This is a genomic window from Leptospira noumeaensis (assembly GCF_004770765.1).
Taxonomy (GTDB): Bacteria; Spirochaetota; Leptospiria; order Leptospirales; family Leptospiraceae; genus Leptospira_A; species Leptospira_A noumeaensis.
Map to the genome: position 1 here is coordinate 104,851 of NZ_RQFK01000009.1, position 23,283 is coordinate 128,133.

Consider the following 23,283-nt stretch of genomic DNA (forward strand, 5'->3'; position numbering starts at 1 on the left):
TGTGAATGATCACAACCTGACGAAAATCTTAATTAGTATAGAAGTATTTCGTGATACGTTATTTTATTTTTTTTCTATTTTTGTGTTCGCTGGGTTCGTTGTCTGCACAGGAAACAAAGGAAGGGTCTAGTGACACAGATTCTAACGCTGATTCAAAGAAAGGCCCTTACAAGTATATTTCCATCAATCCTGGTGTGACCTTAGAGAGTGTATCCTTGTCCATCCAGGGTAGGAATCGGGACGCACAGATGGTTCAGGATGATCCAGGTCGTGTTTCTTGGTTATTAGATGTTAAGTCCCCTGAAATCCAATTCACAAAATATTTTGGAATGAATTTACTTTTACATAACTCGAGTTTCTACTTAAATCGACAATCGATACCCAAAGTATTTTCAAAAAATCAAACACCTGAGGTTGCTTCTTCAGAGTCTGATTCCGGTTCTAGTAATAATTCTTTAAAACCAGATCGTACAAAGGTAACAGAAGATGTCGATACAAGTATCGAAGGAACCTATTCTATGTTAGTTCCTATATTCTATCTTGGAAACCCTGACACATTTCGTTTTGGTTTAGGTTTTGGCCCTGCTCATGTTAAGTTAAGGGGAAATGTCGATTTTAAGGATGCAGCTTCCAATATGTTAATCGCATATTCAGGACCCAGTCGGGATGCTTTTTTAAACAATTTACGTGGATACCAATTTGTTTCAGGAAATATCAATCCGGAAACAGATCCCACTCTAACCTATCTAATCGCAAATCTTTCAACAGGGAATAATTTAGAATTAGTGGGATATTATTTAGCAAGCCAAGGATTACTTCGTCCTGATTTAACGGCCGTTACAGCCTATGCGAGTGGGAGATTTAATGCGGTAGAAGCTCTTGCCGTGAGTAGTTTGATGAGAAATCAAGTGGGTGTCAATTCTGTAGCAAAGTTTGCCTTTATGATGTATTTGGAGTCACCACCTTTTCTTGGTATGCGAGGGAGAGTATCCTTCGGTGGTCCCATCGTGAAAGAAAATGGATATACTTATGAATTAAGGACATTCCATTTTGCTTTATATATGCCCTTAGAGTTCTAAGTTTCGACATATATTTGATCCAATGAATGTCAAAAAATTTATAGGGATTTCGATATAGATTCACTTTAAAAAAGAACATTACTCGTTAAATTTTTCTTGAGTCAGTCCTCTGTCAGTTGTTATTGACTGGTAGAGGTAATACAAATAATGAAACGGAATCTCGTTTTTTTTCTGGTGGTCATATCTTTATTTACCGGGTCTGTTTATGCACAAGGTAAAGTAGAAGGAAATACAGTTCGATTTAAGGGTGCTTTGTTTTTTGGTGGCCTTCGTCCTGACTTAGAAAAGAGAAATTTTTATAGCGACATTGTTGGTTTGGAATACAACCAAGATTGGCAAAACAACCGTGGGATGTCACTCATCAATGATTTAGGTTTTGATTACTTCCATTCTCTAAATGCCGGTGTTTTAAGTAATGTATTTGTGGGATTACATCTAAACAGGTTCGGTCGTGGTTATGACTGGAATTCTTATTATGCCAGTGGGTTAGGAATCAAAGAAGCAGACTATCGTTTGTTATATTCTGATATCAATCTTGGAATCACACTCACTCCTGTTTCCAATTTTCGAATTTTACCTAAGTATGTAATTCGAAGTATGAGTCAGTCCCTGGACGGAACTTATTTGGGACTAGGTGCACCAAGTTATTATGGACAAGATACAAAAACGACAACGGGAACCTCTGGTTTGATTGGTGTTGGATTTGAATTTGATTTAAACGACCGTGCCACACTTTTTGCTGATTTACTTCTTTTTGGACCTTTCCTCCTCAATTCTTCTGGAACTTATAATTCAGAGCAGTTTAGAATTTATAATGGTGGCGCTATGCTAAATTATGCTAGCGGCGGTTATACGTTCTATTCCGAAAAATTTAGTTTTGGGGCTAGTATCGTAGTCGTACCAAAACTTCGTTTATTTGCTACTTTTGAAAGTGAACGTATGACAGCAAAGTCTAGAAGTCCTATCGCGATTAGTGTCAGCGATAACGGCCTCGATCGAGTAGGAACGTTAATGGAATTTGTTACCGCTACTGCGGAACACAATATCCTCGTTTCGGGTTTAAAATTTGGAGTCACATACGATTTAAATCTGTAAATTTTCTTTAAAATATACTTGCAAATCCGGCGCACCTAGACGTAATGGTAAATACTCCTGGTGATTATGGAGAGAAGGTAATACCCGTTCCCATTCCGAACACGGAAGTCAAGCTTCTCATCGCCGATGGTACTATTGGGTTCGCTCAATGGGAGAGTAGGACATTGCCGGGTTAGTCATTATTGTTTATTAAGGCGTTCACGAAAGTGAGCGCTTTTTTTATTTGTGGACGCTCTGTTTGAGCCGGCTAATGTCCGCGACTATTCGCTAGGCAAACAAAGTTTGCTCCGCGAATGTCGCCTGCTCGCTCCCTATGGGTCGCTGTGCAGGATTGCGGGTTAAACTTTTTCTTTTTTTAAAATAATTAACAAAATCTTACCATTAAGAAAATCACTCTGTGGTTAGATACCATATGTCCGCGACTTTTGGCTACGCTTCGCTGCTACGCCCGCCAAAGTCGCCTGCTCGTTCCCTATGGGTCACTGCGCAGGATTGCGGGTTAAACTTTTTCCTTTTTTTAAAATAATTAACACAACTTTTTTTTCTAGAAATATCAATCTACGGCTAGTAACCAATTGTTCGCGAAATGGGTGAGGCTTTGTAAGAAGCTCTCCCTGAAGGTAAGTTTACCTTAAAGAATTTGTCGCATAGCCTTCTACATAGAAACATTTAACGAAAAAATAGGCATAACTTCAGCCCTGAACAAAAACAGTAGTTCATTGTAAAAAATACAGTTTAATGATAAGCATTCGAGGGATTAAAACATTATGAAAAATTTATTAACGATATTTTCCCTTATAATATTTAGTTTTTCATGTGGATTGACAGATGAACTATTTGATGAAGATACAAATAGCAACAAATATGTTGGATATGCCCTCCATGAATACTTACTTTCAACATCTGCTCGATGTCCTACTGTCAATTTGACTATAGACAAAGGGGTAAACTATCCACTAACACTATCTACAGATAGTTCTTTCATATTCAATATTTCTTCGACGGACAACCTTCCTCCCCCAAATCAAAACAGGGAATACTTCCTAGTCGTAACGAAGGATGCAAGCACTAATGTTGAGTTTTCAACCTGACGATTATGTGATGTCAATAATAGGGGGCCTTCTATCACATCACCAGAAACAACGACACCAACAGAATTGAAATATAGGCTTGAAATGAATGATGTACGTTCACTTAAAAATGCATTTTACCTAAAATTGATTTCAGGAAATGCATCTATTTCGATTCGTCAGGAGTAATGATTAAGGATTTAAAAATAACTTTCCTTCTCGATTCTTTGCAGTTATCGCTTGCAGTTTTTTCGAGATGACTCTGTCATTGAAGCCAGATGGAAAATCTGATTCCTAGTGAAGTTTACTCTTCTCTCATCCTACAATACCTCTACGATGCGGTGATTGTTACGGATTTGGAATTTCGGATCACCAGCTGGAATCTAGCAGCTGAAAGAATTTATGGATTTACTGCCGAGGAGGTCATTGGTAATTCCGCTCTCCAAATTTTAAAAACAGACGATAATGACCTTACAAGGGAAAGTCGTATTTCCGAATTACAAACAAAAGGCATATGGCAAGGTGAAATATTCCAATATGATAAAGGATCTAAAAAAATAAGAATCCGTTCTGCCGTAAGTTTTCTCAAAGACAAGTCAGGCCAAACCATCGGCGTGATCGCCATCAACCGAGACATTACCGAAGAAAACAAAACTCAAGAAGAACTCGCAGATAGTGAAGAACGATTTAAAATGAGTTTTGATAACGCAGGGATTGGAGTATGTTTTTTAGATCTAAACGGAAAATTCATTAAGGTAAATAAAAAACTAGAATCCATGTTAGGTTATAGTGAGTCCGAACTCATTGGCAGAAAATCAAATGAGTTTTCTTATGAAGAAGACAAACTATTGTTTGATTCCTTTCGTGATGCTGCCTTAGGCGGTGTCAAAGAAAGTATTATCTATGAAAAAAGATTTTTTTCAAAAGATGAAAATATCGTTTGGGTAGAAATTTCAAATACTCTTTTAAAAGATCGTAATGGGAATCCATCTTATTTTGTGGTTCATTTAAACAATATTACTGATAGAAAAAATGCCGAGTTTCATTTGCTCAACGCTAAAAAGGATGCCGAGAGAGCCAACGAAGCAAAATCAGAGTTTGTCGCCAATATGAGTCATGAAATCAGAACCCCTCTCAATGGAGTGATTGGTTTTAATGAATTATTGCTCACTACAAACTTAGATCCTGACCAAAAAGAATATGTTAGAAACGCAATCAGTAGCGCCCACGGTCTTCTCGGAATCATCAATGATGTTTTAGATATATCCAAAATTGAGGCCGGAAAACTCGTGCTCAACGAAGCCACATCTAATTTAAAACAAATCATAAGTGATTCCTTAGGTGTGCTGAAATGGAAGGCGAATGAAAAAGGAATCTACTTACGACTCGAAGTAGATTCAAATGTTCCTGAAATTATTTATATAGATGCAACAAGACTTCGGCAAATTTTAATCAACTTACTCGGAAATGCGGTAAAATTCACAGAAGAAGGTGGAGTCATACTCAAAGTAATTGCAACACCTGCTTCCGATCAAAAAACAAAATTAGAATTTAGCATTACCGATACGGGAATTGGAATCCCAGAGGAACATAAATCACATCTATTCCAATCGTTTTGGCAAGGAGAGTCAAATTCAAAACGTCGTTACGGCGGAACCGGCCTTGGTCTTAGGATCACAAAATCTTTGTTAGATTTGATGGGAGGAAATATTGAAGTTCATTCTGAACCTGGACTTGGAACCGAATTCCGATTTGTAATTGAATGTAATTCTGCCGATCAAACAGCAGGCCAACTTTCCCAAGATTCAAACGATTACCAAAAGGAATTGGTTGCTCAGTTTGACCAATCGACTTTAAATCATATTTCGCCAAATATTTTGTTAGTGGAAGATAATGAAATGAATCGCAACCTCCTAAAGAGGATGATTCAAAAATACATTCCAAACGCTAAGATCAAAGAAGCCGTGGATGGATTAGAAGCAGTTCGTTTTTTTCATGAATCGACTCCCGATTTAGTATTTATGGATGTTCAGATGCCCAATATGGATGGGTTGGAAGCGGCGACTGAAATTCGGAAACAACCTAGAGGGATTTCCGTTCCCATCATTGCCCTTACCGCAGGTGCTTTATACGAGGAACGTAAAAAATGTTTTGATGTAGGAATGGATCAGTTTTTGACCAAACCGATCGATATTTTAGCTCTCAATCAAATTCTATTTCATTATTTGAACCATTAATCTTTCGAATAGAGTAGCAAAAACTAATCCAATCGGCCATTTTGTCCAAAATGAGACGATTTCCTTTTTTAGCTTATCTTGGTCCAGGCCTTCTTTATGCGGGAGCTGCCGTTGGTGTTTCCCATCTTGTGCAATCGACTCGGGCAGGGGCCGTTTACGGATACGGTTTACTCTTTGTCGTACTTTTTGCCAATCTGATCAAATATCCTTTTTTTGTTGTCGGCACTAAATACACCATTATTACCGGGAAATCGTTGTTAGATGGTTACGAAGCACTTGGTCGTTTGCCTGTATGGATATTTTTCTTCATTTCGGTTGGAACCATGTGTATCATTGTAGCTACGGTTACACTTGTCACTTCTGGATTATTTTCCAATCTCCTTGGCATTTCCATGGAACCATGGTTGCTTTGTGCGATCATTTTAATTTTTTGTTTCCTCTTACTTGCGATTGGTAAGTTTGCAGCTCTAGACGGACTCATGAAATGGATCGTAGTTTTGCTGACTGTGTCTACCATAGTAGCCATGGTTCTTTCCTTTTATGCAGGAATTCCCAAATTAGAAACTGCTGGAAAAACCTTTTCTATTGGAGATTTAGGGGATGTTGCTTTTCTCATTGCCCTTATGGGTTGGATGCCCATCCCGATCGAAGCTGCTGTTTGGCAATCGGATTGGACACTCGCGAAAAAAACTCCAGATGGGAAACTCCCTCCTATGAAGTATGCGATGATCGATTTTAATATCGGTTATATTGGAACTACTTTGCTTGCGGTTTGTTTTTTGGCTTTAGGTGCCAATATGATGTACAATACAGGAGCCGAGTTTTCTTCTCAGGCAGTTAGTTTCGCCTCTGAACTTGTTAGGCTTTATACTTCTGCCATTGGCTCTTGGTCCTATCCCATCATTCTCATTGCTGCTTTTTTTACTATGTTTTCAACCACTCTTACTTGTTTTGATGCTTACCCTCGCGTGGTATCCAATGCAAGTCGTCGTTTGTTCAAACCATTAGAAAAAATTCCTACTGAAAAACTATATTGGTACTGGATCATTCTTGTGGGAGTGGGATCCATTTTGATTTTATTATTTTTTAGAACCAATATGAAAAGTTTGGTGGATTTTGCGACTACAGTATCTTTTTTAAATGCACCGGTTCTTGCACTCATCCATCATTTGATTTTATTTGGAAAAGAAATTCCGAGAGAACAACGACCTAAACCTTGGATGAATTTACTTTCTTGGTTTGGTATTTTGTTTCTTTTTGGATTTTCTATCTATTATATCAATATAACCTTTTTCTAACGTATGGAGAGAGAAAAATCACACTCCCTTTTTTTCTCTCTTTCTCCACTATTCTATCTCATCCTTACGATTCTTTTTTTTCGCTTTGTTTGGGTAGTCACTTATCCGCATCCCGCGGCTTTATTTGTTTCGGGGGTAATTTCTTTTTTACAGAGAAGGAATAGAAAGTTTGTATTTCTAAAGTCTTCTTTTCGTAAAAATTTTGTTTCGGTCCTTCCTGCCATGGAGATTCTTTTTTTTGTAGGGATGCTCATTGCTTCTTGGGCATATTCTGGAGTTCTCTCCACCATGATCCAAATTGGAATTTTATTTTTACAACCAGACTATTTTTTACCTTCGCTTGCTATTGTGTCTGCGATTGCAGCAATGGTTTCTGGTTCTTCCTGGACCACTGCAGGTACGTTAGGTGTGGCTCTTATGGGTGTGGCAGAGGTAATTTCATTTCCACAAACCATGGCCGCCGGTGCCATTGTGAGTGGATGTTATTTTGGTGATAAACTTTCTCCACTTTCTGATACAACCAACCTTGCCTCTAGTTTGACCCATGTTCCCATTTGGAAACATATCCGGCATATGTTAAAAACAACTTGTATCAGTTTTGGAATTGCCCTTTTAGGATATTATTTTTTAAACCTTTATATTTGGGATTCTACGCAAACAACAAAGATCACCTTGCAGTCCGAATCTTTTGGTGATATCTCTTTATCTGGTGTTTCTTGGTTCAAACTCATTCCCGTTGTTCTTGTTTTTGGTTCTTCCCTTTTTCGAATGCACATTCGTCTTTCTTTGTTACTTGGGATTATTTCTTCCATTGTATTGAATTTAACCGAATTTGGATTTCCTTGGGAAATTGGGAAAACTTTGGTCTATGGATTTGAGTCTCGTTCAGGAAATGAAGTTTTTGATCGGTTTTTGAATGGTGGTGGAGTCGTTGCCATTTTACCTACAGAAATTTTGATCCTCGCAGCAGTTTGGTTTGGCGCTGTTGTAGAAGGATATGGGTATTTGAACGAAATTTTGATTCAAATTAAAATTTGGGCAAAGGATCGGTGGGATATTTTACTTTCTACTATGGGAACCTCTTTTCTTTTGAATTTGGTCACAGCAGACCAGTATTTATCCTTAGTGATCCCGGCACGTGCTTTTAGAAGCCTTGCGGAAGAAAAAGGAATCCCCGAAAAAGACATCTCACGTTCCTTAGAAGATTCGGGAACCATCACATCTCCCCTCATTCCTTGGAACAGCTGCGGGGCGTTTATGTCTACTTCCCTTGGTGTATCGGTATTCTCTTTTTTTCCGTTTGTATTTTTTAATCTAATCCATGTTTTGTTGGCCTTATCACTCTTGTTTGTTGCAAAAAATAAATCTAAAAGTTCATAGTTAAACAGAACAGGTTCACATATAAGTAAATCGATTCTAACTATAACAAATATTACAGTATCTTTTGTTTCTGGATGATTTATACATTCCATCCATGTTACCAAAAATACTAGATGAAAAAATTCTCCCTCTCATTCAGGAAGCTAGAAATAGTAACGATCCTAACAGTTTGAAAGAAATGTTGCCCATTTGGATGGTGGATCGGTTGGCCAAAAAAAGAAAAATTACGGATGATGAGAGTTCCGAGATGGTTCTAGTCATTTTGGAAGTTTTTCCTAAGATGTGGATCCTTAGTTTAAACTACCACATAACGAATGTTCTTGGATTTTTTGTAACCTATGCCTTCAATCAATATAGAAATCGTTTTCGTCACGGACAAATTCCGGAATCAGGAGAACTCTATTTACAATTATGGAACTATGATTCACCTGCAAACGAGGAAATTCCGAAAGAACTTTTGGAAGAAACGAGTCCTCTCAAATCAGAATTGGAAAAATTACCAACAGTGACTGCATTAGTTTTGTCCTTACAGTTTGACCTGCCAATGAAACAAAATTTAAAACAACTCCTTCTCTGGAAGTTACGCGAAACGGGCCAAGATATTGACGATTTCTATCGAGAATGGGATGAAAAACGATTTCAGCAACGCCAACTTTTATCCCGGCTTTCTGGTATGATTACTCGGTATACTAGAAAGTTATATGAGACAACGGATCCGAATCGACGGAAGTGGTATCTCAAACAAAAGAAACTCTGGATTTCTCGTAGGTCTCGGGCCATCGATCGGAGTTTTTTTTCGGAACGTGAAATCGCAAAAGCATTAGGCATTTCCAGAAAGGCCGTTCGCAATCATTTGTCACAGGGAAAACATGAACTTCGTAAGGTCGGCAAAGATTTATTGCACTATGCATAAAAATTTGCTTTACATTCAGCAAAATCGAAGGATGTTAATGGCAACACCACCTTCCGAAGGGTTATGAAAATCAAAGTTACTAGTAAAAACGACGTGCACATCATTAAAATTGAAGGTGCCATCAAAGCCGGAAATGAGTTCGAGCTATCTGAAAAGATTGAACAGTACATCAAAAAAGGCCAAGTCCCTAAATTTATCATTGATTTGAAAAAGGTTCCCTTCATCAACTCAGCTGGTTTAGGAACTTTTCTCAATATCTATAAACATATTGATGGCCTGAATGGTAGACTTGTATTTGCGAACTTAAATTCCGATATCGAGAACCTCATGGAAATCACAAAGCTTTCCAGCGTTTTCGAGATCTATAAAACTCTGGAAGAGGCTGAAGACTCCTTCGAATATTAATCGCACGAGGCGATTCTAAAAATGAATCCAATCCTGAAGGTAAGTTTAGGAATCGCCAAAACAAAAACCTTTCGTGGACTTCTTGTCCTCTTCCTCCTCTATAAATCTGTTTTTAATGCCTTCACCGCTGACCTAATCGTACCTAAATTAGTTTCTCATTTTACGGCAGGAAGGATGGAGGGGAGTTTTGGAACTTTTTCTCTTTTTTTTGGGATCGAAATCAATGACTTTCGAATCTACCCAGGGGCTCCTTTTGATCAAATTCCCCTGGCGGAAGCAAAACAAATTCGTCTTCGTTACAATCTTCCTCTACTCCTTCTAGGAAAGATCAAAATTTCAGAGATTGGTCTTACAGGAGCAAAAATTCAAATCGAAGAAAGTTTAGGGAAGTGGAACTTTGCGGCTCTGACCAAACCTTCCTCGAAACCAAAAGAACCAGAACCTATCCCGGAAGAAAAACCACCACTCACTGAAATCAACACCTATCTGCCGTTACAGGCAAGTGCTTATATTCACCTTAATTCAGTAAACTTCCAATTAAAAAGCGATACTGGACCACTCCATTTTTTTTCCATCCAAGATTTATCATTAGAAACGGAACTGGAGACCAACCGGTTTACATCCATTCCACTGGATCTATCCGCAGTAAACCAAATAGATCATGTCCTAGTTTCTCTCAATTCAGCTGGTCCTATCCCTTTGGATTTAGATTCCAAAGACTTACGTTTGCAACAAACCATTCCTATGTCCTTACGATTTGAATGGGATAGAACTGTGTCTCCAGAGATGTTTCTTTTTACCACTGACATTGGTAAAGATGATATCCTTTTGGAGGTAAAAGGAAAACCAGTTCAATTGGGCTTACGCCTGTTATCTGACATTCACTATGACACCAAGTTAGACAAAATTGGCATCAACCAATTTGATTTAAGAGTCCTCGGGCAGTCTTGGTTGAGTTTGAATGGTTCCATTTTTGAACTTTCGAGCGAAAAACCTAAAGTAGACATCGTAGTTGAAAAGTCAGAGATGAAGCTCACTTCTCTCCAAAGATCACTGAACCAACTCCAAGGGATTGTTCCAGAAATGAAGTTGTCTGGAGACTTCTCATTAGAAGGAACTGGCATTCATGGGAACTTCGAAAATGCAGAGGCCAAACTAAAAGTAAAAGCATCGCAATTGTATTTGAAGATGGGAAAATCAAGAGCACATTCCATTCCTTCGGCACTCATTGATCTTTCTTCTGAATTAAGTCTCGGTGATACAAAAACACTAACGGCAGAAAAACCAATTCCTTATCTTAAATCTTTAAAGATTACGCCATCACATTTGGAATATAATGGTGCTTCTCTAACATTCCAAGGGGAGTATTTAGAAACCAAGGGATTGGACTTTCATGTAAACATAGATAAATTCCAGTTAGGTGACTATGTTTCTGGACTTGGTGGAAAGTTACAGATGAATTTAGGAGTTTTAGGGGAATCTTTCGCTTCTTTGAATATTCATACCAATGCAAAAATTGATGGATTCCGTTATCAATTGGATCGTTCCAGGTCTCCTTCTTCATTGCTTGGGCTTTCTTTAGATTCTGTTTTATTCTTTGATCGTCCCTTTGGTCTTTCCGAAATCAAAATTTCTAATTTAAAGTTAGATCAAAAAACTATGACCGGCAATAGAGCTTTGGAGTTGGATTTAAAGGGAGATTTGCGACCAGGTGCCAATCTATCTGCCAACTTGCAACCGTTAAGTTTAAATGTTTACACTCCAAACCTTCTCTTGGTATTACCCTTGGTTCTAAAAGAAAAGATTTCACCAATCCAAAATCTTTTAGGGAACCAACCCAAGTTAAAATTAAATGCTAAGTATCTAACATCTGGTAGTTCCAAACAAATCAAAGCAGACTTGGGTGCGGAACTTCCGGGATTGGAAATCAAAGACCTAAAATTAGCAGCCGATTTATCTTTATCTGGTGCAAATACTGATGAAATCCTCATTCGAACTTTGAAGATGAATGCTTTCGGGGGGATACTCCATCTGTCGACCAATGGTAAGTTGGCAAAAACGGGAAAACCAAAACCACCACTCGGACCATATTTTGGTAATTTAGATTTAGAGTTTGGTCTTACATCTACCACCAAACAATACTTAGCTAAAGGTCTCAGTTTTCAAGGTGATATGGGTCTAAACTTAAAGATTCGGGACTATGATATTGGTGGTGAGTTTCATTCCAAGGTCCCTTTGGTATCGTATAACAATCAAAAATGCCCAGGGGAACAATGCCAGGCTTACCTTTTAGAAGAAGTAGTAGCAAAAATTCCTATCCAACACAATTTAGCCAGCGGCCATGAAGATAGTTTGATCGTAGGTGATAAATCAATATTTATAAAAAATTACGGCCGAAACCAGCCACCCAACCTAAGCATTGGGCAGGTGCTTGGAACCCATCCAAGTATCCCCAATTTACCTTTTGAATATGTTAAAAAACAAAAAGATACACCAGGACTGACTGCATTTATCGAGTATAAAGAAAATTATGCTAATATTGAATCCTTACGTTCTTATTCATTGGATGGATTGGTTTTAGGAAAAAACTTAGTTTTTAATTTGGGAAGTTTAGATCCAAAATCAATGGAGTTTCGTGGCAATTTTCTCATCCGAGATATTGATTTGAAACAACTTATGGCTCCAAAGGTCCGGGATAAAATTGATGATGGGAAATTGAAAGCTGATCTTAATATTTCAGTTAGAGATTTGAGTGAACCTGTTGCCAATTTGGATTTGTTTTTTTCTATCTTTCAGATCGGCCGCGATTTTGGGAAAAGTGCGTTAAACGTTATTTCTCCACAAAACTTTCTTATCGATCGTATTACGGACAGTTATTCGATTAATAAAATCGATGTATCCCTTTCTAAGGGACTGGTTTATGCAGATGTTTATTTTAACCGATCTTTATTATCTCTGTTTGTCAATCTAGAAGATGGTAAAATTTCTCAACAAAGAATGCCGCTTGCAAATTTCTTGAAACGAGCACAGAGCGAAATCCAAACATACCAAGAGTGAGGTATTTATGAAACGATTGATTTTCATTTTTCTATTTTTAGGATGTAAGTCTATTTGGAATATAAAAGTTCCGCCAATTACCATTACCAACGCACAAACAGCTGCAGAAAAACAAATGGTCGGAGAAGATCGGGAACTTGAGAAAGAAGGCTGGATGATAGCCTCGATTCAGTCTTCTTCCAATGGGAAATCCAATCAAGAAAGATTGGGTTCAGAAGACTCAGATCCAGAAATTAGAGCCCATAGGATCCGATTGAACTATTTGATGCCTGAGTTAAAAAAGTACAAAATGCACGGAATGGTAGGAGAAACACCTCTCGGGTTTGTTAAACTGAATCCACTTGCATCGGGATTACCCACTTATAATCAATATGATCTTCCTGCAAAACGGAAACGTGTGGAGGATGTAATTGTTTTTTTAAATGAATCGAGAAAAATTATTTGGGAAAAGGAAGTTTCCAACCAGAAGAAAAAAGGTAAAAAAGAAGAGGAGCTTGTAAAATACAAACAATCCTTAGTTGATGAATACTATAAATCCGTTTCTGCTGGAGAGTATTTTGAAACAAATACCGGAAGATGGGAGAAGTTCCAATGAAACCTATGATACGGTTTCCATTTTTACTGGTTTTATGTTGCTCCTTTTTTTTCTCTAGTTGTGTATTGTTTCAAAAAAATGTTAAGATGACGAATGTCGACTTTGACTATTCGGCCATTTCAAAAAATTATTTTTCTCCTACACAATCAAAACCATTCCCTTTAACGGTGCAACGAGGGAATAATTTATACAGTTCAACTACGAAAGATGGCAGATATTTATTTTATGCTACCGATCAAAAAGGTAATTTCGATATTTGGTTTCGCGATTTACAAAGTTCTGTTGTGGTTCCCGTAACCAATCACCCATTTTCTGAAACAAAACCTTCGATTTCACCTAACGGAAAGTATTTGGTTTTTGTTTCAGAAGAATTCGATTCTGAGGGAGATTTGATTCTTTTGCCGATGGACACAGAGGAGTGGACTCGCGAATTATTGAAAGGGAATCGTTATATTGATGATAGTTTTATCAACCTAACAAACAAACCAGACAAAAAAGGAGAATACACAAAAGGGATCATTGATACGGATCCAGTGTGGTCTCCCGATGGGAATACAATCTATTTTATATCAGATCGATTCACTCCTGGTTTACCCAATCTTTGTGAGATGAAATTGGAGAATCCCAACCAAATCACTGCAGTCACTTCAAAAGGTGCTACTTCACCTTATGTTTCTTCTGATGGAAACTTTATTTATTTTATCTCTTATTTTGAAGATCCTAAAGGTGAAGTTTATCATATTAACTTAAAAACTTCCGAGATCCAAAGGATTACAAAAAACGATTATTTAGATTTTTCTCCTACCGTGGATTCCAAATCAAAAAATTTATATTATGCTTCGATTCGGAAGGATACTAATAAAAACGGGAAATTAGATGAACGAGATCATAGTATCCTTGTGATGATGAACTTAACAACAGGTGAAGAGCGAATTTTATCTTCTGGAGAAACTTCCAACTTCGATGTCCGTTATTCCAATTTTAATGGAGGTTCTATTCTTTTTTCTGCTTCTTATTTTAACGCTATCAATATCTATTTTATCCCTGAAAACGGTGCCATTCCCAAACAAACAAAAATTCGGGAACAATACCAATATGCTAAAACATTTTCCAGTGGGCAAAGTTTAGAATCATATTTTTTAGCTTTAGATTCGGTAGAGTTATTTTATTCGGATGATCCGTTGTTCCCTGTTTATTCAGCAAGAGTGGCTATATTAAAATACCTATCTCTCATTAGAGTGGGAAAACGTGAAGAGGCAAGGTTGTTTTTGGAAACTTACCGTCATAAGGTTGGGGTAGAGAAAAATTTATTTGCATTAACTTTAGTTAAATGGCAAGAAGCAAAGCAAACAGGAAAAAAGTTTGATTTTCTTTCGGAAATACATGCCCATCCTTCTCTCGAGTGGACAAAGGATGCAGAGGCCATGTTGTATCATTTGTATGCAGATGAATTGGAAGCTGAAAAAAAAATAACTCCTGCTTTTGAGTCTTTGAAGTTCGTTTATGATAAATTTCCAGATTATCATCAAATTGATGAAATCAAGCGACGATTAGGTGGGTATGAGTTTAAGCCAAATTCCATGGTATTGTCAAAGTTGTACCAAGAAATGATTTTAGGATGGGAGAAGGAAAAAACTCGTTATTTGTCTAGTCCTTCGGTTCCTTTCTCGAATGATCAAAAAAGAGATCTTCGTTATCTTTTAGAAGATGTAGTCCAAAAAATTTCAGAAAATAGAAATAGTGAATCATTAACCTCTTATGTGAATTCATTGTTACTTGATCCGGAAGTGAACCAAATCCCACAATATGTAATCACTTTAAAGTATTTAAAAGCAAAAGCATTGTCTGATGTTCGTAAGTTTAACGAGTCGAATGAAGTTTTGGATTCGATCATTCCCATCCCAATTCAAATTGATTTGGAACCACCGGGGAAACAATCTGTTTTTGAAATACCAGCTTATATTGCTGCGTATAAGAGTCCTATTTTGTTGCGAGCCAATTTACTCAAATACTATAACCAAAAAGCAACGGGTAATACTTCGGATGCTCTACGTAACTTAAAAATATACTTAGAATTTTATGATCCTATATTAGGTGTGGATTTAGGGGCCGAAGACATCCAAAGTGCCTTTTTTTATTTTGAAAATAAAGCTGTAGAGTTTGAGAGGATAGGTGATTTACTTCAGTCTTCCTTTCATTATTTTTTCAATAATCAGAATATGTTTTTAGTAAAAACTAGAAATTTATATTTGGATTCTTTGTACAAAGAATATGCAATCTATTACCAACGGAAGATGGTTGATACAATCTTTCTTTACGGAAAAAAAATTAGAGAAGAAGAAGAAAGGGCCTTATTAAACCAACTCAATATTTTGAGTAAAGATAAGTTGAATGTCGTTGGGAATTTATCTGGTCTTACTTCTCTCGTCACCGACAATGAACTCCTTCGTGGTGTTGTTGATATAAAAGACTTCGAAAAAATTGAAGTATTATCAGAAAAAGCTCTGAGTTGGACAGAGTTGTATTATAAGCAGGCAGTTCCTCGCGCACGACCATATTTGGATCTTGCCACACTATATGGATATTCATATTATTTAATCAATAAATATGTAACATTCGAATCTTATTATTATGCGACTGGAACGATGACAGATGTTCGTAAGGCTGAAATTTTAGAAAATTTCAAAAGGGCTGAGTTGGAACTTCGATGGATCATTTATGCTGATCCCACACATTACGACGCTTATCAATTACTTGGCTGGTTGTATCAGTATGTTGATTTGATCAAAATGCAAAAGAACCCTAAGTCAGGAGAAATTGACTCAGAGGTTTATGAAACACTTTATAAAAAATATTTTCCGGATAAAAATTTAGAAGCAAACATTGAACTATATAACCAAATCCTTGTGTTTTTGGGAGAGGATTATGGAGATCGGAAAGTTGTATCTGATTTAAATCTTAATTTAGGTAATAACTATTTTTTGCTCAGTAATTTTCCTAAAGCAAATGAAAGTTATCGTAAGGTAGAAGATGTATCTTTGTATCTTTCCGTAAAAAACCAATTCGAAGGTTATAAACAAGAAGCAATCTATCGTTTCAATTATGGAAAATCTCTAATTTATCAAGGTCAGTATAAAAAGGCATCCGAACAATTTGCGAAATCAATTGATATCTATTTTAAAAATGAATACTATCAGTCAGTAAATTCTTATGCATCGGAACCAAATTCAATGACTTTGGGACAGTTGAATGCAATACGATCTAAGTTGGCGTTGTTATTTTCCTTAAAAGGGCTCTCTGAATTGGAATTTGGAAATTTTGAAGAAGCCATTGCTTCCTTCCAAACAGGAATTGCTTACAACAAAGATGTAAAGTTTATTAGTCCCGTTAATTTAGCAAATTATCTGGCCATCGCCTTTCAGAAAAGTGGGCGTTTCCGCGATTCCTATCAGATGTTGAATCTTGCAGAACAGGAATATAATTCCAATCGACCATCCTTGTTACAAAGATTTCGTAAATGGACTTTCTGGGATGTAGTTTTTGGACATGATTTGCGGGTGATTGGTGATGGTAGGTTTCCTGGGGAGTTTCCTAACGATTTCAAATACCTTCTAACGCTTGGTATACGAATTGAGAATCATATTGAACAGGAAGAGTATTCTGCCGCTTTATCTGAGATCAAAACAAGAAACGAACTCATTGCCTCTAAAGATCTAGATAATACGATTATCGGAAAAAATATTTTGGCTAAGTCAAGGCAAGTGGAAGCACAGATTTACCAAAGAAGTCAGTTGCAATTGGAAGCTGTTCAACATTACAATGAATTGGCGGAACTTCTTTTTGAAAATCCTTCAAATAAAGGTTTTGAGAAATTGTTTCAGAACTATGCACATTCTGTTTTCTCCTTACAGGAATCTGCAGAATTTAATTTGGATACAAAAGAGAACTTATTAAATCAATTTTTAAAAAACCTAAATCTATGGAAAGATAGGAACCTATCAAATTGTCTTGAAAAAAAAGAAATTTGTGAAAATGAATTTAGAGTAAATAATCCAAAATTTGACATTGTTTACGGAACCAGTCTCTACTATTCTTCTCTACTTTTGGAAGAACAAGGAAAAGATTTCCAACAAACACTAGCAAAGGTTGTCGAATTGTTAGAAAACCCAGGTCTTGTTGATCCACGCGCTGTTGGGTTGTCAACGGATCCCATATCAAGGCAAATGCGAGTGCGTATGGGTTTGAACTTATATTCCGTTTATATGAAGTTAGGTGACTTCCCAATGGCTGAAAAAAAATGGAAGGAAACCTCCGAACTTGCCTATGAGTTTCGCCTGGATGAAGAAATGTTTTGGGCAAATGCACAAAGATTCAAATGGGAAAAATCTCGGTCATTGTCCCAAAATAATTCAAATTATCTGAGTTATGGAAAGGAAGCGATCCAAACCTACCAGAATAACTTATCAGTACGACTTTTTTCTCCCAAACATCGTTTGATTAATTTTTTAGAATCTTATTCGGAAGCAGAATTAAATTCTCTTGAACTAAAAGGACTTGTAAATCATTGGGAGAACTTTAGAAGTCTTGAATTGTTTCGGGATTTGGTTTCCGCACAATTTGAATTTGAAGATTCTAAGTTGAATCTATATTACCAAGATTTAGTGAAATGGGTGAAAGCTTACCGTAAACTTACTTTTTCCATCACGGATAAAACTTTAAAACGTGAATCGGTCACGAGTATACTGAAACAACAAACAAATGAAATCCAGAATTTAGATGGGATTTTGAATAAACTAAAAGAAGTTTCCCCCGAAAGGTCTGCGTTTTTAGAACCGAAACGACAGGCTCTGGAACAATTTTCAAATGGTTGGATTGGTTTATACCCAACAAACCAATCATTTTATTTTTTATATATCTCTCAAGGGAAACTAAAAAAAGAAATCTGTGAACCAACCACCGAGATCCATTTATGTTTACCAAAATTGACTGATCAAACTCCGACCTTACAAATTCTTGGAACAAGAGCTAATGGAAATTTGGTGAAGTCTGTAATTGGTGGTTACAGGAACTCAGATATATTCCCTACACTTATTTTTGATAGAACTCACAGTGGATTATTTTCTGAACGAAATGAACGCAGACTTAAATGGGTGACTGTATATGGTGATTTAGATAAAAAGGAAAAAAGTTCCAATCTTCGTCACTTACCAACGGGTAACTTGGGTATCTATCTCTATGATACAGACTATTTGGTAACAAATCGTTCGATCGACAAACAAACAAGTTTATTTGGTGATGAGAAGTCTCAGATTTTACCACTCCGTGAAATTTTTCAAGGGAATGGATCCGAAATTTCTGTCATTGGTTTAAATGAATCTAATTTTAATACCAGCAAACAATGGAATCTTTTAGGCAAAGTATATGAAGTTTTGCGTTCTAAGCGAATTCAAAATATAGTTTCCTATCCATTAAATGCGAATGTAGATAACGCTTCGTTAAAACTAAGTCAGTTTGCAAAAGATAAAGATCGTTTGCTGATTGGAAATTGGAAAGAATATTCTATTTCTAAAGATGGGCTTGGTAAAAAAGCTAATGAATTGATTGAGTCTGGTTTTCTTAAAGAAAAGTCCAAAGATTTTGTAGATGCTTACGAGAGTTATTATACAGCGTCTACTCTTTTAGAGGATGATGATTCTTACTTGCCTAGTTTGGAATTAAAGTTGGCAAAATTAAAGACAGAAATTTTTCCAAATGTTCCAAGAAGGTCTATTTTTCAGCCGCTTTGGACAAAATATGCCAATTCGAATTTTCAAAACCAAGTTCGTTATGAATACCTTGTTTCTTGTTTGTCCTCGAAGGATAAGGAAGAATGTAAATACAACTCTTCCGATTTTATCGGAGAGGAGAAAGATTCCTATTTGGGTGCCTTGGAGTTTTACCTCCAACTCCGGAGCGGAAAAGTTGGCAACTTAAACGCTAAAAATGAACTTAGATCTAAAACAGAAACTAAAGAAGATCCTTTTTTGCAAGCCTATCGTTTGGGAACTTTATACATCCAAAATTATATGTTTTACGAAGCAGAATCGGAAACGAATAAACTCGCCAAACTTGCTAAAACACCGAAAGAGAAAACAGTTGTAAAAAATCGATTTTTGGAATTGTATTTTCACAAAGGATTTTTGTTAGGTGATAAAGATATTTATTTAACACCTCTAACATCCACCTCTGCTTATAACTACGGATTTAAAAAAGATTGGAAAAACTTTGATGAAAAAGTTCTGTCTCGGGATTTTACAAAGTTTGGATACGCAGATTCCATTTACGACTCTTACCGGTTACGATTGTATGCGGCATGGAAAGAACAAATCCAAACAGGTTATTTTGAGCCAATGTCGTTAACACCTGAATATTTAACCAGCGGCGAGTCAGTCATTACTAAACTTTCCCATCTGAATAAAACTTTGTTATATCATTTACTTTTGACTTCGATTCCATTCCAAAAAAATCAGGAAGTAAATTCTTTGATTGAACTTTTGGTAACAGAAGAACTAAAAGAAGGCAGAAATTATAGGGCTTTATTTTTCCGTTTGGAGTTAGCTAAGGCTTTGTTGCTTCGTGGCGAATCAGAGATGGCAGACTCTTTGGTTTCTAAAATCCAAACGATGGATAAGAACTTAGGCGGGGGAAATCGATTTTGGCAAGAAAGATGGGACGATTTTAAGTGGAAACAGGAGTTTCTTAAAAACCAAACCTCTAATTCTTCACATTCGAATCCTTTTTTGAAATTGTTTCAAATGGCGAAATCCAAAAAACCAGAAGAATATATTTCTCTATTAAATGAGTTTAACAAAAAAAATCGAGGGGAGTATTTAAGCCCTGAACTAAAAGAGGAATATGAATTTTTATTCCATTTCCTTTTGCAACAAAGTTTGGAAAAAAACAGTTCTGAAAGTTTTTTTGATTTAGCTGTGGCTCGGGAAATCTTTCGTTTTACCTCTGAACGTTTTTCTAATACTGAAATGTATGTTAAACACCTCCCGAACTTCGAAGTTTATTCAGAAAGATTAAAAAAGAAGATGGTCGGTAAACAAGAGTTCCATGGTCTATTTGATCTGGGTAAAAAAACATACCTTTTAAGTTTTGCTTCTGGAAAATCTCTCGGTCGGGAGATGTTTGCAGATAACAAATCGATTTATAGAGAATCCGTTCGTTATTTCCGATCGGCTGAATCGGGTAACCAAGAAGTGATTTTAAGAGAATCACTTGCCGACAAATACAGAACTAGTTTGCGATTGAACAAATCGAATCGTCACTATATCTATAGTGCTGGAATCCATTCTGTTGTTCCTATGGTTTTACCAGACACGGAATATTATGGGGTCTCGTCTGTATCAGATTTTCTCTCCAACCCATCGATCAAGTTTAGTTCAATTGCTCCCAAAAAACCAGATGTTTCCGTGGTTGGTTGGAAGTCTTCTTTAGAGAATGAAATTAATGCCGGACTTCTTGTTTGGGAAACCACCGGAAAAAAAGAGGGCTTCTCTCCATATAGCGTTAATTATGCGGAAATTGGCTGGTGCCAAAACGATTGTCTGTGTATCGGAGATAGACCTTTATTGGATGGATCTGCAAAGGTCGATACTTTGACTACTTTATATGCAAACCAAAAAATAGGAACATCGGCGCAGTATACAAATGATTTTAGTGGAGTGGCATATTACCTGGGCCGGGAAAATTCTGGACTTTTTGTTTTACATTCGGGAATCCAACCGGGTGTTCACAATTTGTTCTTTTTGAAACAGTTTTTGTTAGCTAGTGATTTGCCAAAACCATTACATGTTCGTTTGGTGGAAGGAAAAGAAGCGGCTAGAAACTCGGCAATTGATGACCGCTTTTGGATTGGTTATAAACTTTATACCTCAGCCTTGATTGAGGACTAAGGTTTTTTGTTTAAGAACTGTTCTCTCGATTCTGGCGGTAGATCAAAGAGGTTTTTTACCAGTTTATGAAATTCGGGAAAGTTATTTCCCGATTGGATAAATAAAGATTCAAAACTAAATTCTCCAGAATGGTAACGAATGGCTCCAAGAAAGTCTTCGTTATTCCATTCTCTGGATAAAAATTCTTTGGATTTTTCTTCTGGTACAAGTTTTTTTTGGATCACTTCTTCTTTGAAATTTTTGATGATGTTTTGTTTTTGGATCTGTTTGTTTTTTATATCCAAGTTAGAAGCGTATAAGTGTTTTAATTCTTCCGCATACTTTTTCAAAAGGTTTAAGGTTACTTCTCTCCGATTTTTTTCTTTTTTAAACTTTTGTAAGTGGGGACTGGATTCTCCTTCTTTTTTTGTGTAATAAATTTCTACACCTTTTTCTTCCACATAACTTGCATAAGATTCATTCAGCGTAGAATCACCAGGTAAATAAACTGTGGCATGTGCCATTTCATGAAATACAAGACCAACAAGTCTATGGTCTGGCCAATTCAATTGCGGAGACAAAACAGGATCAGAAAACCAACCAAGTGTCGAGTATCCTCCAATGGCGCGGACACGAGTGTCATATCCCTCCGATTGTAATTCCTTTTCGAGGTTTAGAGCCATTTGGTGATCAAAAAAACCTTTGTAGGGAACGGTGCCGGCAATGGGAAACCACCAAGTATAAGACTTTAGTTCTAAGGCCTCGGAAGCACTGACATTCCAACCGATTTCTTCCCGATCTAATTTTGTATAGTATTCAAATCCTCCCTTTGCATTTAATGCAAGTTCCCCGATGGCAAAAATCCTCGCTTCACGGATCAAATTTAATTTTTGTTTTGTTTTTAAATCCAAACCTTGAAGATTCAGAATATCTTCGATTTTTTCGCGACCCAAGATTATGGAAGATTGTTCCTTTCCTAGATGAAATAAATACGGTAAACAACCGGAAAGAAAAATAGGGAAGAGTAAAACTGCGAATATTCTTGGAATCTTTTTGATTCGACAAGGATGGGGAATCGACAAAAGTGGAAGTGGTTTTGGCATTCTATGGAAAGAAAAACTTCGATTCCGCCAGTCGTCTACATTAACTTTGCATTAGTTTTTGTACTTTTGTTTGCCATCTTTTTTCCTGAGATTCGATCGGCAGTGACAAAACTGTTTGCTTCTCCAAAACCGATTTCTGCAAGCAAACAAACCCAAGCCATCCAAATCCAAACAAGTTTTCGTAACGTATACCGAGAAGCCCAACAATTTGTAGTTTCTATCCGCACGAAAAAAACAGAGATGATTTTTCATCCCTACGCGTTCGGTGAAAGTAGGGAAGACCGGATTTCCTCAATTGGTAGTGGATTTATCATTGATGAAAGAGGTTTTGTTGTCACGAACTACCATGTCATTAAAAATGCAGAAATCATAGAGATCATCATGTCTGATGGTCGAATTTTCCCGGCGCGTTATGTGGGAAGCCATGAACGTGCTGATATTGCCCTTCTTAAAATTCCAAGTAACGACCGTTTTACTCCCGCATTCCTTGGAAATTCCGATGAAATCGAGGTTGGCGACTGGGCCATTGCTGTTGGGTCTCCTTATGGTTTGGAAAAAACATTTACTGTCGGTGTTGTTTCAGCCAAATCCCGCGAAGATTTGGATGAAACCGGACAAACACATATCCAAACCGATACAGCCATCAATCCAGGTTCAAGTGGTGGTCCTCTCCTCAATATTTACGGGGAAGTGGTGGGGATCAATCGGATGATTCGTTCTTCTTCTGGTGCGAGTGCCGGGATCGGATTTGCCATTCCCATCAGTTATGCCAAACGCGTACTCCGCCAAATCGAACAAAACGTGGGCCAGAACATCCGCCCAGCCACTCTTGGGGTGATGGCGACAGCTCCACTTCCCGACCATAGGCGTTCTTTGGGGATTCCTGGGGAAACCATCGGAGTTTTGGTCTATGACATCGAACCCAATTCCTCGGCGGAAAAAGGGGGACTTCGTCGGTATGACTTTATTGAGGGGGCAAACGGCCTCCAGATTCGCCATATCAATGATTTACGGGAACAAGTGGGACTTGTTGGTCTCGGAGGCGTCTTACGGTTGAAGATATTACGGGATACCCAAGAGATGGAATTATCGATCCCTTTGGTCGAAGCCGCCTATAAAAAAGGCCAGTAAA

Annotated in this window: 12 protein-coding genes and 1 rRNA gene; 12 read left to right on the forward strand and 1 reads right to left on the reverse strand. The window is 37.2% G+C overall.

Features of this window, described 5'->3' with window-relative positions:
• Nucleotides 1–50: 50 nt before the first annotated feature.
• From EHQ24_RS02205 to EHQ24_RS02255, 11 genes are all read left to right on the forward strand, one after another.
• A complete protein-coding gene (locus tag EHQ24_RS02205) occupies nucleotides 51–1,079 on the forward strand; it encodes a hypothetical protein (RefSeq protein ID WP_135600070.1) in 1,029 nt (342 codons plus the stop codon).
• A 147-nt stretch (nucleotides 1,080–1,226) separates the two neighbouring features.
• Nucleotides 1,227–2,174, forward strand: a complete 948-nt coding sequence (locus EHQ24_RS02210) for a hypothetical protein (RefSeq protein WP_135600071.1) — start codon at nucleotides 1,227–1,229, stop codon at nucleotides 2,172–2,174.
• A 56-nt stretch (nucleotides 2,175–2,230) separates the two neighbouring features.
• Nucleotides 2,231–2,347, forward strand: a 5S ribosomal RNA gene (gene rrf, locus EHQ24_RS02215).
• A gap of 1,175 nt (nucleotides 2,348–3,522) precedes the next feature.
• Nucleotides 3,523–5,481, forward strand: coding sequence for a PAS domain-containing hybrid sensor histidine kinase/response regulator (locus EHQ24_RS02220; protein WP_135600072.1), 1,959 nt, complete (start codon nucleotides 3,523–3,525; stop codon nucleotides 5,479–5,481).
• Between the two features lie 50 nt (nucleotides 5,482–5,531).
• Entirely contained in the window at nucleotides 5,532–6,779 is a 1,248-nt protein-coding gene (locus EHQ24_RS02225) for an Nramp family divalent metal transporter (protein ID WP_135600073.1), read from the forward strand.
• 3 nt (nucleotides 6,780–6,782) lie between these two features.
• Nucleotides 6,783–8,159 carry a Na+/H+ antiporter NhaC family protein gene (locus tag EHQ24_RS02230; protein ID WP_135600074.1) on the forward strand — a complete coding sequence of 459 codons (1,377 nt, stop codon included), beginning with the start codon at nucleotides 6,783–6,785 and terminating at the stop codon, nucleotides 8,157–8,159.
• 94 nt (nucleotides 8,160–8,253) lie between these two features.
• Nucleotides 8,254–9,072 (forward strand): RNA polymerase subunit sigma-70, encoded by an 819-nt coding sequence (locus EHQ24_RS02235; protein WP_135600075.1) that lies wholly within the window; start codon nucleotides 8,254–8,256, stop codon nucleotides 9,070–9,072.
• Between the two features lie 63 nt (nucleotides 9,073–9,135).
• The gene (locus tag EHQ24_RS02240; protein WP_002989181.1) at nucleotides 9,136–9,477 is read left to right on the forward strand and encodes an STAS domain-containing protein; all 342 of its coding nucleotides are present in this window, start codon (nucleotides 9,136–9,138) and stop codon (nucleotides 9,475–9,477) included.
• A 21-nt stretch (nucleotides 9,478–9,498) separates the two neighbouring features.
• Nucleotides 9,499–12,534, forward strand: coding sequence for an LIC_11026 family protein (locus EHQ24_RS02245; RefSeq protein ID WP_135600076.1), 3,036 nt, complete (start codon nucleotides 9,499–9,501; stop codon nucleotides 12,532–12,534).
• Nucleotides 12,535–12,541: 7 nt separating this feature from the next.
• Nucleotides 12,542–13,129, forward strand: a complete 588-nt coding sequence (locus EHQ24_RS02250; RefSeq protein ID WP_135600077.1) for a DUF1318 domain-containing protein — start codon at nucleotides 12,542–12,544, stop codon at nucleotides 13,127–13,129.
• Nucleotides 13,126–21,069, forward strand: coding sequence for a PD40 domain-containing protein (locus EHQ24_RS02255; protein ID WP_208725687.1), 7,944 nt, complete (start codon nucleotides 13,126–13,128; stop codon nucleotides 21,067–21,069). Before EHQ24_RS02250 ends, EHQ24_RS02255 begins: the two co-directional genes overlap by 4 nt.
• Here the strand turns inward: EHQ24_RS02255 and EHQ24_RS02260 are convergent.
• Nucleotides 21,066–22,151 carry an aminopeptidase gene (locus EHQ24_RS02260; protein WP_135600078.1) on the reverse strand — a complete coding sequence of 362 codons (1,086 nt, stop codon included), beginning with the start codon at nucleotides 22,149–22,151 and terminating at the stop codon, nucleotides 21,066–21,068. The two genes, EHQ24_RS02255 and EHQ24_RS02260, sit on opposite strands and share 4 nt — an antisense overlap.
• A gap of 3 nt (nucleotides 22,152–22,154) precedes the next feature.
• Between EHQ24_RS02260 and EHQ24_RS02265 the strand changes: the two genes are divergently transcribed.
• Nucleotides 22,155–23,282: a S1C family serine protease gene (locus tag EHQ24_RS02265; protein ID WP_135600079.1), complete on the forward strand. Its 1,128-nt coding sequence runs from the start codon at nucleotides 22,155–22,157 to the stop codon at nucleotides 23,280–23,282.
• The last annotated feature ends 1 nt before the right edge of the window (nucleotide 23,283 follow it).